The 12,164-nt window shown below is 60.7% G+C and carries 11 protein-coding genes; 2 read left to right on the forward strand and 9 right to left on the reverse strand.

Annotation, left to right across the window (positions count from 1 at the left end):
- Positions 1 to 49: 49 nt before the first annotated feature.
- Both AC0L3L_RS24805 and AC0L3L_RS24810 read right to left on the reverse strand, forming a co-directional pair.
- Entirely contained in the window at positions 50 to 895 is an 846-nt protein-coding gene (locus tag AC0L3L_RS24805; protein WP_473487523.1) for an ABC transporter permease, read from the reverse strand.
- Positions 895 to 1,866, reverse strand: a complete 972-nt coding sequence (locus AC0L3L_RS24810) for a polysaccharide deacetylase family protein (protein ID WP_473639485.1) — start codon at positions 1,864 to 1,866, stop codon at positions 895 to 897. The genes AC0L3L_RS24805 and AC0L3L_RS24810 overlap by 1 nt, the downstream gene beginning before the upstream one ends.
- 279 nt (positions 1,867 to 2,145) lie before the next feature.
- Here AC0L3L_RS24810 and AC0L3L_RS24815 point away from each other — a divergent pair, with 279 nt between their 5' ends.
- Positions 2,146 to 3,372: a glycosyltransferase family 2 protein gene (locus AC0L3L_RS24815; RefSeq protein ID WP_473487525.1), complete on the forward strand. Its 1,227-nt coding sequence runs from the start codon at positions 2,146 to 2,148 to the stop codon at positions 3,370 to 3,372.
- Positions 3,373 to 3,451: 79 nt separating this feature from the next.
- Here the strand turns inward: AC0L3L_RS24815 and AC0L3L_RS24820 are convergent, their stop codons facing one another.
- From AC0L3L_RS24820 to AC0L3L_RS24835, 4 genes are all read right to left on the reverse strand, one after another.
- On the reverse strand, positions 3,452 to 4,444 hold the full coding sequence (locus tag AC0L3L_RS24820) for a glycosyltransferase family 2 protein (protein WP_473487526.1): 993 nt from the start codon (positions 4,442 to 4,444) through the stop codon (positions 3,452 to 3,454).
- 445 nt (positions 4,445 to 4,889) lie between these two features.
- The gene (gene ftsH, locus AC0L3L_RS24825; protein WP_473639568.1) at positions 4,890 to 6,803 is read right to left on the reverse strand and encodes an ATP-dependent zinc metalloprotease FtsH; all 1,914 of its coding nucleotides are present in this window, start codon (positions 6,801 to 6,803) and stop codon (positions 4,890 to 4,892) included.
- Positions 6,804 to 7,148: 345 nt separating this feature from the next.
- A complete protein-coding gene (locus AC0L3L_RS24830) occupies positions 7,149 to 7,628 on the reverse strand; it encodes a GFA family protein (RefSeq protein ID WP_473487528.1) in 480 nt (159 codons plus the stop codon).
- Entirely contained in the window at positions 7,555 to 8,598 is a 1,044-nt protein-coding gene (locus AC0L3L_RS24835) for an NAD(P)-dependent oxidoreductase (protein ID WP_473487529.1), read from the reverse strand. The genes AC0L3L_RS24830 and AC0L3L_RS24835 overlap by 74 nt, the downstream gene beginning before the upstream one ends.
- A 15-nt stretch (positions 8,599 to 8,613) precedes the next feature.
- Between AC0L3L_RS24835 and AC0L3L_RS24840 the strand changes: the two genes are divergently transcribed.
- Positions 8,614 to 8,952: a winged helix-turn-helix transcriptional regulator gene (locus AC0L3L_RS24840; RefSeq protein ID WP_258123107.1), complete on the forward strand. Its 339-nt coding sequence runs from the start codon at positions 8,614 to 8,616 to the stop codon at positions 8,950 to 8,952.
- A gap of 46 nt (positions 8,953 to 8,998) precedes the next feature.
- Here AC0L3L_RS24840 and AC0L3L_RS24845 read toward each other — a convergent pair whose 3' ends face one another.
- Genes AC0L3L_RS24845 through AC0L3L_RS24855 form a run of 3 tightly spaced genes read right to left on the reverse strand, consistent with a single transcriptional unit; the run spans position 8,999 to position 12,162 of the window.
- A complete protein-coding gene (locus tag AC0L3L_RS24845; protein WP_473487530.1) occupies positions 8,999 to 9,823 on the reverse strand; it encodes an ABC transporter permease in 825 nt (274 codons plus the stop codon).
- A 2-nt stretch (positions 9,824 to 9,825) separates the two neighbouring features.
- Entirely contained in the window at positions 9,826 to 11,106 is a 1,281-nt protein-coding gene (locus AC0L3L_RS24850) for an ABC transporter permease (protein WP_473639487.1), read from the reverse strand.
- A 6-nt stretch (positions 11,107 to 11,112) separates the two neighbouring features.
- Positions 11,113 to 12,162 carry an ABC transporter substrate-binding protein gene (locus AC0L3L_RS24855; protein WP_473487532.1) on the reverse strand — a complete coding sequence of 350 codons (1,050 nt, stop codon included), beginning with the start codon at positions 12,160 to 12,162 and terminating at the stop codon, positions 11,113 to 11,115.
- Positions 12,163 to 12,164: the final 2 nt, after the last annotated feature.

Consider the following 12,164-nt stretch of genomic DNA (forward strand, 5'->3'; position numbering starts at 1 on the left):
GAAAGGCGACCTTCACTCTCTACGGGGCCGCAAGGGTTGTCATTTCTCTTCACAGCATGTCCATGGCCGTTCGTTCGACGCGTTGAAATATCACGACGCCGATGAACAGCACGACCGAGGTCATGACAAGCGCTGCAGCGATTTGTGGCGCACCGACTGCCGAAGTGCCGAAGAAGCACCAGCGCCCTTCATCAATTATGACAGCGAGCGGATTCAGAAATCCGGTCAGCGTCCGGTACTGCTCGGGAATAGCCGAAAAAGGAAAGATGATCGGCGTCACGAACAGCCAGATCTGAATCAAGAACGGAGTCATATGAGCTGTATCGCGGTACTTGGCGGTTGACGCTCCTAGACAAAGCCCAACAGCCAACGAGAATGCCGCGATCTGGATGATCACCAGCGGAAAGAACGCGAGGCGCCACGACAACCCGTCCACTTTTCCTGTCAGCTGGTACCAGAGCAAGAAAGCCAATGCGACGCCAAGCTGGATCGCCAGGGCCACACTGTTCGACAGCAGCGACGACACGGGAACGACGAGTCGCGGGAAGTAGATCTTGCTGAAAAGATGACCGTTCGCAATGAAGACTTGGCTCGCGGTGGAGACGACTTGGGAAAAATACGACCACAGCACCAGCGCTGTCAGATAAAAGATTGGCGCGGGATGGCCACCGGTTGAAATGCCCGCGATACCGCTGATGACGGTGGTCAAGGCTGCGGTAAGCGCCAGGGGCTGCAGGATCAGCCAAGCCGGACCAAGCAAGGTCTGCTTGTAGCGGACTTTGATGTCGCGCATCGCGAACAGGAGCAGCAGATCGCGATAGCGCCACAGGTGCCAGAAATCGAGGTCAAACCAGCCGCGTCGAGGCGTGATAATAGTAGTCTGCTGTGCGTTCATCAGAGCAGATGATCCTCGATTTTTCGCAAGAATTCGTCCCCTGACCAGTTGCCGACATACAATCGAGGTAAACGCAGCACGTCTGCCTCGGGCGCAACGCACCCGGCGCGCGTCGTGCATGCGAACTCAAATCCCGCTTCCCTGACGGCAGTTACCGACAGAGCGTCATGGTCTCCGAATGGATATGCAAAAGAGAGGGCGCGTTTTCCGGTCATTTGCTCACAGGCCGAACGGCCGTCGACGATCTCGCGAAGCTGGGTCGCGAAGGAATGGGCCGGAAGCGTGGGATGACTGACAGTATGACCGCCGATCGTGATCAGGTCGTCACTGATGTCACCAACCTCCGCGGGAGTCATAATACAGTGCTCTGGCCTGGCGTCGAGACCAACGCCCGCCCATTTCGCAATGTCTTCGACGTGTGCGTTCTGTCGCTCATACGGCAGCGTTCGGAGCGCCGACCACACCTCCCGGTAGACTTTGTCACGGCCGGCCTTTTCCACCATCTTCGGGATAAGCCATTGATGCCTGCCTCCCTCGATCGTGATGTCGAGTTGGTCAGGCAGTTCAGCGGTCTCAAGACAGATGCGTGTGAGCGCATCCCACCAGAATTCTCTGCCGCTTCCGATTGCTCCCGTCGCAACAAACAGCGTCATCGGGCAGTCGTGACGCTGCAGGATCGGGCGAGCGTTGCTGTAGACGTCGTGATAGCCGTCGTCAAACGTGACAACCGCAAGCGGTTTGCCTGGCTTTTCCCGTGCGATGACATCAAACAGCTCATGCAAATGCACCACCTGCCGGCTCCGCGTCAGCGCTTCGATTTGTTCGTCGAACCTCGCCGGATGGACAGCTAGGCTCCACGGATCGACGGCGATATCTGCAACGCGATGGTACATCAGTATGATGGGAGCACGGCGCAGGCGTCGACGCCGCACCAGCCGACCAAGCTGCAGGAGAACGCGCGGAATCACCATCGGTCTCCCGCCGCAAGAACCGTAAAAACCACGCTCATGTCCGATCGTGGATGCCATCCCGATCGGCAGAAACGCGATACATGTGAGTGTTCAAGCATATAGCTGATGGCAATATGACCACGGGGCCACGGGCACGGATGTGAGCGAAATGAAAGGAAGCATGAAGGCATCCACAAGTTTGGGCGGATTGAAACCAGCATATTAGCACGTGTCGCCGCCGTAAGTGCGAATACCGGGCGAATTCTCAGACATTGAAGTAGCCATAGGGAGAGGCGCGGCTTGATACTATCCCGCTCGAGCATGCTAGTATTTAGGCCGGTGGCGCCCCGTCTTTCTTTCATCCTTCATCAAAAGCAGGCTTTTTTCGATATGCAACCCGCAGTTTCCGTCATCATTCCTGCCTACAATGCGGAAAAGACCATCCGACACACCCTTCAGTCGGCCGCCTCGCAAACTTTCAAACAGCTAGAGATCATAGTGGTCGATGACGGGTCGACCGACCGGACCGCTGAGATCGTCGAGGCATTTGCAACCAGTGATCCGCGTATTTCTCTTCTGAGACAGCAGAACCAAGGGGTTGCTGTCGCCAGAAACCTGGCAATTCATGCGGCGAAGGGTGAATTTATAGCGCCACTTGATGCGGATGATGTGTGGCACCCGACAAAGCTGGAAAAGCAGCACAGCCTCTTTCAGTCGCGGCCGTCTCTCGGCCTTGTCTACGCATGGTATCGGGTCATCGATGATGATGATTGGGTGATCGAATGCTCCCCGCCAACTCTCGCCCGCGGGGACGTCCACAACTGGCTGCTGGTTGAGAATTTTATCGGCAATGCAAGTTCACCACTAATCAGGCGGTCAGTTCTTACGGCAACCGGGGGATACGACCCGTCGCTCAGAGCCGCAGGCGCCCAAGGAGCCGAAGACTTGCAGATGCAGCTCAACATTGCCGCGATCTGCGATTATGATGTCGTTCCCGAGTATCTGATTGGTTACCGGCGATCACTATCTTCTATGTCGACCAGGTATGTCGTCATGCTGACATCGCACCGGATCGTCCTTGAAACAGTCCGCACGCGACATCCCAAGCTAGCGTCTTTCTTGTTTCGTTGGTCCGATGGCGTGGCTTCAGCGTATTATGGCAGCGAAGCCGCCCGCACGTCGCCAGGCGCGGCCATCGCTCCGCTTGTCCACGCAACACGGATCGATCCGGCCGCGCTGTTTCATGTCTTCGCAAAGCCGTCCGCACAAGATCTGTGGCGGCGGCTGTGTCGCCTTGTGCCAAGAATACTTGCCGTTAAACAGCGCATGGTTCCGACCTCACCGCATTCCATCTGTACCTCCGAGCGTTTTTTCGACGCCGATCCGACTTTCATCTGCCAGCCATTTCCTCCGGAGTGGCTTCGAAGGCGAGTCCAGGTGGCCCTCAAGACGCCGACGCCGCGCCAGCTTCGCGAGTCAGGTCCGAGGAGTATTGATCCGTCCGCTCTCGTCGAAGACGGCGCTTAAGGTCTCAGATCACGAGGTGCACCCAGACCCCCGTGGCGGAAGAGCCGCTGCAAGCGCGCGAACAGGAATACGCTCACATTCACCAGATAGTCTCTTCATAAAGGCGCCGAAACTCGGCGTTTTTGTTTCGCATCCGTTTCACTCCAACCTTCATCCAGCGAGGAACCAGCCTGGCCCGGCAGTACATGTCGATCATGTTGGGCAGGCGGGAAATTGCCGTGCGCGGTTCCAGGACGAAGTATCTCCTCAGCAGGTCGCCGGCTGCGAACAGCCGCCCGCCGACCAAGGCTCTGATGGCAAGCCAATGGATCATGTCGACCAGATGCGCATCGAGATCGCTGCCGAACTGCGGATATTTTTCGCGATACTCGGCAAGGACGATTTCACATGAACGAAGCATCTGCATGACATCGCTCGACATGTTGACGTTCGTCATCCGATAGCCCACCAGGTGCTGAGGCACGACACGGAATTCGTAACTTTCCGCTATCCTGAGGCACATGAGAAGGTCCTCGCAGCCTTGTGCATTCCTGGCCCTCAGGGAAGGATCGAATTGTCCCGCCTGCTCGAATGCGGAGCGACGCATCAGCATCGAACTTCCGTTGCCGACAAAATTCATTCTGCACATCCGTTGCAGAACGCGGCCATCGGCATCGGGTCGGTATAGTGAGAATACCCGGCCGTCCTCGTCGATTTGGGCAAACCAGCAATATGCCAGGCCCGCAGAAGAGCCGCCTTCCTGCAGGGCGCGCAGTTGCAGTGCGATCTTGGATGGGGCCCAGAGATCATCCGCGTCGACAAACGCCAGAAACTCTGCATCGGTAGAGGCCGCACCGCTGTTGCGGGCCTGCGCAACACCGGCGTTCGACTGCCTCATTAGGCGTATACGCCGGTCTCTCTCAGCACAGGAGGCCACAATCGAGGCGGACTGGTCCGTCGACCCGTCGTCCACCACGATAATATCCAGCGCCTGATGGTCCTGCTGGCAGATGCTGGTCAAGGTGGCGCGAATGGTTCGCTCGGCATTGAACATCGGCACCACGACGCCGACCCTGGCATTGTCCTGGATCATACGAGCCTTCGTTTTGTCTGCAGGAGTTGGTAAACGGATGGCGCCAGCATTGCAATCAGCACCGCTCTTCAATGATAGGGGCGAATTCGAGGCAAATGAGGTCGGTCATTCAGCCTGGCCTACCGTAGCTGGCGGATTCGGACCGCGACGAAAGCAACGCCAAATCTGAAAAACAGACACAACGATCGGTCGCGTAACGCTGCCTCATTAGCCTTTACTGAACAAGCCGGTCAACCGGCGCCGCGCGACGCGGATTGCGGCCGCCCGCAACGCCGGCTTGGCGCGTGCGCGGGGCCGTGCCGGTCTTCGTTGTTGATGATTGCCAGGCCCTGGGCGACTATCTCAGTGATTGGCAGCGACACTATGCCACTGGGAACGGGTCACCTGGGGAGGCCGCGTCGAGATTGGCGATGCCAGCGATCTGCCGTCGGGACGAGGAAGGGCATCACTCGGCGGGGCGCGAGACGTTTGTAGCCGCAGCCTTGCCTCGTCGTACCGGTCGCTTCCCCGATTGCGGATCGGATGCCTCCGTTGTCGCACGATCCGGTGCCGAGACGTTTCCGACGAGCGACGCGAGTTCAGCCTCGCTGAGCGTCTCGATTTCGAGCAGCTTGCGCGCCGTCTTTTCCAGCAGATCCCGTCGCTCAGTGAGCAGGCCGACGGTTCGCGCGAAAGCTGTGTCGACGATGCTGCGAACTTCCGCGTCGATGGCTTCGGCGGTGGCCGCGCCGTAATCGTGCTCGCGCGGACCGCCGGCGAGTGGGTTGGGGCTCAGGAAGGAGCGCTGGTCCTTTTCCAGCGCCACATGGCCGAGCCTTTCCGACATGCCATAACGCGTAACCATGGCGCGGGCGATATCGGTCACTTTGGCCAGGTCATCGGCGGCCCCCGTCGACAGATGCCCGAACACGATCTGCTCGGCCGCTCTGCCGCCGAGCAGCACCGCCATCTTGTTCTCCAGTTCCTCGCGAGTCATGAGGAATCGGTCCTCGGTCGGCCGCTGGATCGTGTAGCCCAACGCGCCGACGCCGCGTGGGATGATCGATACCTTGTGCACCGGGTCGACGCCGGGCAGCGCCATGGCTACCAGAGCATGGCCCATTTCGTGATAGGCGACGACCTCACGTTCCCTAGGGTTCAACAGCCGGTTGCGTTTCTCAAGCCCCGCCACGATGCGCTCCACCGCATTGTTGAAATCGTCCATCGTCACGACATCTGCCTTCCGGCGCGTGGCAAGCAGGGTCGCCTCGTTGACGAGGTTGGCGAGGTCGGCGCCGGTAAAACCCGGCGTCAGCGCGGCAACTTTCTCGGCCTCGACATCCGCTGCCAGCTTCGCCTTCTTCATGTGGACCTGGAGTATCTGGACGCGGCCTTGCTTGTCCGGCCGGTCGACCAGCACCTGCCTGTCGAAACGGCCGGCGCGAAGAAGTGCCGGGTCAAGGATTTCCGGACGGTTCGTCGCGGCGAGCAGCACGACGCCGATCTTCGGATCGAAACCGTCGAGCTCGACCAGGAGCTGATTGAGTGTCTGCTCCTTCTCGTCGTGGCCGCCCATCATCGGGCCCGCACCCCTGGCGCGGCCCAGCGCGTCGAGCTCGTCGATGAAAATGATTGCCGGGGCTCTGGCGCATGCCTGCTCGAACAGGTCGCGCACACGGGCGGCGCCGACGCCCACGAACATCTCGACGAATTCAGAGCCTGAGATCGAGAAGAACGGAACTTTTGCCTCGCCTGCAACGGCCTTCGCGAGCAGCGTCTTGCCGGTGCCTGGCGGTCCGACCAGCAGCACGCCCTTGGGCATGCGCCCTCCAAGACGGCCATATTCCTGCGGGCTCTTCAGAAAATCCACGATCTCCTGCAGCTCGGCCTTGGCCTCATCGACGCCCGCCACGTCATCGAACCTCACGCCGGTATTGGCCTCGACGTAGACCCTGGCCTTGCTCCTGCCGATTTGCATCAACCCGCCCATGCCACCGCCCATGCGTCTCATCAGCAGCATCCACAAGCCGAAGAAGGCGAGGATCGGGACGACCCAGGAGAGCAGGTCGCTCAGGAATGTGCTTTCGATCTGGCCAGTGACGGTGACGCCGTGTTCCTGCAGCTGCCGCGCGAGATTCGGCTCGACCCGCGTTGTAATGAATAGAGGCTTCCCGTCCTGCGGCTGCTTGAAGCGGCCCTGGATGAAGCGATCGGAAACCTGCACGTCGGCGATCTTGCCGTCGCGCAACAGGGTCTCAAACTGGCTGAAGGGAATCTGAGCGACGTGCTGCGTGGCAGTGTAGACATATTGGAAGATCATCAGCCCGACGAAGGCGACGATCCAGTACCAGATATTAAACTGCGTCTTCCTGTTGCCCATGTCCATGGCGTCTCCTCCAGCGTCACATCGATGCAGGTTGCCGAACTGCCACGGCACACGGTGCCGTGGCCAGCCTGCGAAGCCGGGATGGCTCCCTCGCTCCAGCAATTGGATTTGCCAATGGAGCCGCGACAATCGGCTACGGAGCGTGCCTTGGGAGAACGTCGGGGAGCGCAAAGTGTTGCAAGGAGTGCTGCGAGGGAGCCTTGGGATTCGCAGTCGCCCGCGACAGCTATTCGCCCAATCGGGACCTTCTTGAACGGAAATCGATTGCCGAAGGAGACGTTGCCGGACTCACAATGCCGAGCCTGCTGCAAGCCAGGCATCGCGCTTGGTGATCCGCCCTCAAGAGGCGGCTGCTTCTGGCAGGCCCTCCAAGCAAAGCCATCTATGCTTTCTGTGAGGCCAATGGAGCATTATCGGGGGTGGGAATTCCGGGTCCTCCAGGCAGCCGACCGATACCGACAGCGCATCCTTCAGCCCTTCTGCCCGCATGAAGACGACCGACCCGCATGTGGTGCAGAATGTCTGCTCCAGCCATTGTCCCGACGAGCCGGTTCTGCGCCAGGACCTGGTCTCGCCTTTCTGGCCGACGAGGGCGGAACCGGCGTAGATGGCCCGGTATGAGAACGCCGTTCCGGTGCAGCGCTGGCACTCCATGCAACTGCACGCATAGACGCGTCGCGGCTCTCCGGCGAGGACAAGTTCCACGCCCCGGCATGAGCAGGTCGCGGTTCGTTTCGTCTTGCCGCTATGCATTCGCTGGCTCCCGGCTCTGGCGCGACGAGCCATTTCGAAACAGCGGCGCGAGAGACGCAAAATCATCTTCCATGCGCCCGAGCGAACGCGCCTGGCGAAAAATCATGTCCATGGCGCGCGGCATCGCCGCGTCGAGGCCTCGCTCCTCGCATGCTTCAAGCAGGTGCTGGAAGGCGCTGTAGTGGGCGCCCAATGACGCCAGCGTCGCGTCGTCGCCGGCAAAACGGCGTGCATTCGTTCTATCCACCAGGTCGAACAGAGCGGCATCGACAACAGGCTTGAATCCGGAAAGATGGTTCCTGAACGTCGCCAGGTCGAGACCTTCGGCCTCGGCGACAGCCATGCCCTGGAGTGCTCCGAAGAGCCCGCCCCACATCTGCGTGAGCAGAGCGGTATCAAGCGCAGAGGCTTGACCCGGCAGTTCCCCGACATGGCTCGTGCCGCCGCCGAGTGCGAACAGCAGGGGCTTGTGCTTCTCATAAACGTCGCGGGAACCCGAATAAAGCAGTGCGGTCTCGGGTTTGCCGATAAAATCCGGAGTGGCCATGATCGCCCCGTCGAGATAGCCGGCACCATGTGCCTCCACCCAGCGCGCTTCTTCCCGTGCCAGACGCGGTGAGCCGGAGGTGAGTTGTACGACGGCTTTGCTGGCCAATGCCGAAGCGATGCCCTCCCGCTTCAGCAAAGCGTCGCTGGCGGCATAGTCGAGAACATTGATGATCACGACGTCGGCCGCTCGGATTCCATCCTCCACCGAGGGGGCGACCTTCGCACCAAGGGCCGCCAATGAGTCGCACTTTGCCACGGTTCGATTCCAGACCCATGTTGGATAGCCGCGGTCGAGCAGCGTTCGAGCAATGGACGAGCCCATTCGGCCCGCGCCGAGCACGCAGACATTCGATGCCATAGTAACTTCTCCGATAGACTGATGGCCCTCTCGACGAGGGTCCGTTTTGTGTTTGGCGCGCTCGATCCGAAGATATAAATTCTTGCTGCGTTGAGAAGTACGCACCTTGAGGTAAGCTATCGCCATCATGACAGGAGCTGCCAAATGAGGCGCAAGGAACCAGACAGCTGCGGTTTTGCTGCCGCGCTGCAGGCCATCGGCGGAAAGTGGAAAACCTCGCTGCTATGGGAACTGCACCTGCGGCCATACCGCTTTGCCGAACTGCGCCGCTTGTTGCCTGGCGTCAGCGAAAAGGTGCTCACGCAACAATTGCGGCAGATGGAAGCCGACGGGCTGATCAGCCGGCGCGCCTATGACGAGGTGCCGCCTCGCGTGGAATACTCGATCACGCCGCTCGGCTTTAGCCTGAACGATGCGGTGACAGTCATGTCGGCGTGGGGCAAGCACCACGAGACATGGAAATCGCACCGTAAAGCGGCCTGACGCGGGCAGGCCTATGGGGGCTTTGGCCGACCGCCGCACGACATTCCTAGTCAATGCGCGGTCGCTGCTTGCCACGGCGGGCCAGAAGATTGGCAACGACGAGCAGTATGATCGACAGTGCCATCATCAGCGTCGCGGCAGCGGTGATTGCCGGGCTCAGCTTCTCGCGCAGGCCGATGAACATTTCGAGCGGCATGGTGCGCTGATTGGCGCTGGCCAGGAACTGCACCACGACGACCTCGTCGAACGAGGTGACGAACGCAAAGGCCGCCCCTGACAGCACGCCGGGCAGGATCAGCGGCAGCATCACCCTGAAGAACGATGTGATGGGCTTTGCTCCGGAGATGGCGGCGGCGCGCATCAGATTACGGTCGAAGCCGGTGAGGCTCGCTCCCACCGTGACGACGACGAAGGGACTGGCGAGCGCGGTGTGCGCCAGGATGATGCCGGCATAGGTGCTGGCAAGGCCGACGCGTGCATAGAACAGATATGAGCCGACGGCGGTGATCACCACCGGCACGATCAGTGGCGACAGCAGCAGCGGCATGACGATGCGGCGGCCGGGAAACTTTTCGTCGGAAAGCGCAATAGCCGTCAATGTGCCGAGTATCGTTGCGATCAGCGTCGTCCCGAACGCAACGATCAGGCTGTTGCCGATTGCTGCTTGCCAGCGCTGGGTTCCAAGCACGACCTCGTACCAGCGCGTCGAAATTCCCTCCAGCGGAAAGATGAAGAAGGCGCCGCTGTTGAACGACAAGGGAACGGGAATGAGGATCGGCACGAGGAGGAACAGGATCACCATGCCGCACCACAGCCAGAGCAGGGTGATGCGGATTCTTTCGCCTGTCGTCGGGTAGGGAGACAGCAACATGGCTACACCAGCTTGAGACGGTCGAGGCCGAGGATGCGGGCGAAAATGCCGAACAGCGCCAGGGTGAAGACGAGCAGGATGAAGCTGAGCGCCGCCGCCATCTCCCAGTTCAGTTCGACATTGACGTAGTTGGCGATAAAATTGCTGATCAGCTGGTCGCTGGCGCCGCCGATCAGTGCCGGCGTGATGTAATAGCCAAGGCAGAGGATGAAGGTGAGCAGGCAGCCGGCCATCACGCCCGGAAAGACCTGTGGAAGGTAGACGCGGCGAAACGCGGTAAAAGGTTTTGCGCCGAGCGAATAGGCAGCCTTCATCTGCGAAGGCTGGATGGTGCGCATGACGCTGTAGATCGGCAGCAGCGTGAACGGCAGCTGGATGTGGGTCATGGCGATGATCAGTCCGATGCGGCTGTACATCAGGTCGAGCCGGTCGTCGGCAACGCCGAGCCACAGCAGCAGATCGTTGACCAGGCCGAATTTCTGCAGGAGCACCGTCCAGGCCGCGGTGCGCACCAGGATCGACGTCCAGAACGGCAACAGCACCGCGACGATGAGGATGGCGGCGAGGCCCTTGGGCACGGAGGCGATGAGGTAGGCGAGGGGGAAGCCCAGTATCAGCGTGGCCAGCGTCACCGCAGCGGCGACGAAGAATGTGCGCATGAACACCTGCAGGAAGATGGCCTGTTCGGGCGGCACCCTTTCGATGCCGCCATCGGCATTCCAGCGCAGATCAAGCGCGCTCAGCAGGTAGAACGACGTCACGCTATGGGTGCCGCTCTCGATGACCGGCCATGTGCCCGGGGCCGACCAGAACGGCACTGCTTTCATCACCTCCAGCGGCGGCCTGTCGGCGGCCTCGAGTTGACGCACCGTCTTGAGCACCTGGCTGCGTGCACCTGGTAGACGGGCGTTCAGGCTCTTGGCGAGTTCGTAGGCGGTGCCCTTGGCCTGATTGCTCCGGAGATCGGCGGCAAGGGCCAGGAACGCAGCATCGTCGGGCAGTCCCGTGCCGTTCCAGCCGACCAGTGCCTGGCTGGTCTGCGGCAAAGCGTCGGCAATCGTCGGATCATAGACGGCGCGCGACAGAAGCAGGACGATCGGGATGCCGAAGCTCAGCGCCAGCAGCACAAGCAAAGGTGCCGCCAGCGCCAGCGACCGCAGACGGTCGCCGAGATCGGCGCGGCGAAGCGCCGCCGCGACCGACCTTGCTGTGCCGGAATCGGCGGCCGACCAGTCGCGGCTTGCCCGCGGCCGGTCCAGTTTCGTGGGCTTAAGCGCCGACATTTTCCCCTACTGCGCGAGCCAGGCGTTGAAGCGCTTGACCAGATCCTCGCCATAGTCGCCCCAGAATTCGGTATCGGCGACCAGGTAAGCGGTCATGTGGTCAGGTGCGTTCGGCAATTTCGGCAGGGCGTCCGGCGCGACAAAGGAAGCCGCATCGATGCGCACCGGCCCGTAGGTGATGTAGCTGGCGAGCTTGGCGTTAATTTCCGGCTGGCTGATATAGGCAAGATACTTGTAGGCCAGGTCCGGGCTCTTGGCGCCCTTCGGAATGGCAATCATGTCATATTCGAGGATCTGGTTGTTCCAGACGATCTTGAACGGCGCCCCGTCCTTGTCGATGGCGTTCTGGATACGGCCATTCCACGCGGTGGTCATCACCACTTCCTTGGATGCGAGGAGCTGCGGCGGCTGCGCGCCGGCATCCCACCAGACGATATCCTGCTTGATGGTGTCGAGCTTCTTGAAGGCACGATCGACGCCTTCGGGGGTTGCCAGCACCTCGTAGACATCGGCCGGCGCAACGCCGTCGGCCATCAGCGCCCATTCGAGGTTCTGCGCCGGAAACTTGCGCATCGCGCGCTTGCCCGGAAACTTGGTCGTGTCGAAGATGTCGAGGACCGAAGTCGGCGCCTCCTTCAGCACGTTGGGATCATAGGCAAGCACGTCGCCATAGGCATCAAGGCCGACGCCGCAGTCGAGTGCCGAACCTTCGATGAACTTTTCGCGGGGGGCGATCTTGGAATAGTCGAGCCGCTCGAGAATGCCGGCGTCGCAACCCTGCAGCACGGTCGCGGTCTCGACCGTCACCAGATCGATCGGCACGTTACCGGTGTCGACCATCGCTTTTACCTTGCCGAGATCGCCAAGATATTCCTGCTCGACGATCTTGATCCCGGTCTCCTTGCTGAACGGCTCGAACCACGCCTTGCGCTGGGCATCCTGCCAGGCGCCGCCGCTGGCCATGATCGAAAGCTCTTCGGCGAAGGCAGCGTGTCCTGACATGATGAATGCTGTGGCTGCCGCGAAGGCGAACAGCCGGGTTTTTGTGATTTTCATTG

The organism is Mesorhizobium sp. WSM4849 (assembly GCF_055811385.1).

Bases quoted from the DNA above. Each gene is read 5' to 3' on its own strand.
- AC0L3L_RS24810 (WP_473639485.1), bottom strand. From the start codon at position 1,866: ATGGTGATTCCGCGCGTTCTCCTGCAGCTTGGTCGGCTGGTGCGGCGT.
- AC0L3L_RS24835 (WP_473487529.1), bottom strand. From the start codon at position 8,598: ATGATGGCGATAGCTTACCTCAAGGTGCGTACTTCTCAACGCAGCAAG.
- AC0L3L_RS24845 (WP_473487530.1), bottom strand. From the start codon at position 9,823: ATGTTGCTGTCTCCCTACCCGACGACAGGCGAAAGAATCCGCATCACC.
- AC0L3L_RS24855 (WP_473487532.1), bottom strand. From the start codon at position 12,162: ATGAAAATCACAAAAACCCGGCTGTTCGCCTTCGCGGCAGCCACAGCA.
- AC0L3L_RS24850 (WP_473639487.1), bottom strand. From the start codon at position 11,106: ATGTCGGCGCTTAAGCCCACGAAACTGGACCGGCCGCGGGCAAGCCGC.
- AC0L3L_RS24820 (WP_473487526.1), bottom strand. From the start codon at position 4,444: ATGATCCAGGACAATGCCAGGGTCGGCGTCGTGGTGCCGATGTTCAAT.
- AC0L3L_RS24840 (WP_258123107.1), top strand. From the start codon at position 8,614: ATGAGGCGCAAGGAACCAGACAGCTGCGGTTTTGCTGCCGCGCTGCAG.
- AC0L3L_RS24830 (WP_473487528.1), bottom strand. From the start codon at position 7,628: ATGATTTTGCGTCTCTCGCGCCGCTGTTTCGAAATGGCTCGTCGCGCC.
- AC0L3L_RS24805 (WP_473487523.1), bottom strand. From the start codon at position 895: ATGAACGCACAGCAGACTACTATTATCACGCCTCGACGCGGCTGGTTT.
- ftsH (WP_473639568.1), bottom strand. From the start codon at position 6,803: ATGGGCAACAGGAAGACGCAGTTTAATATCTGGTACTGGATCGTCGCC.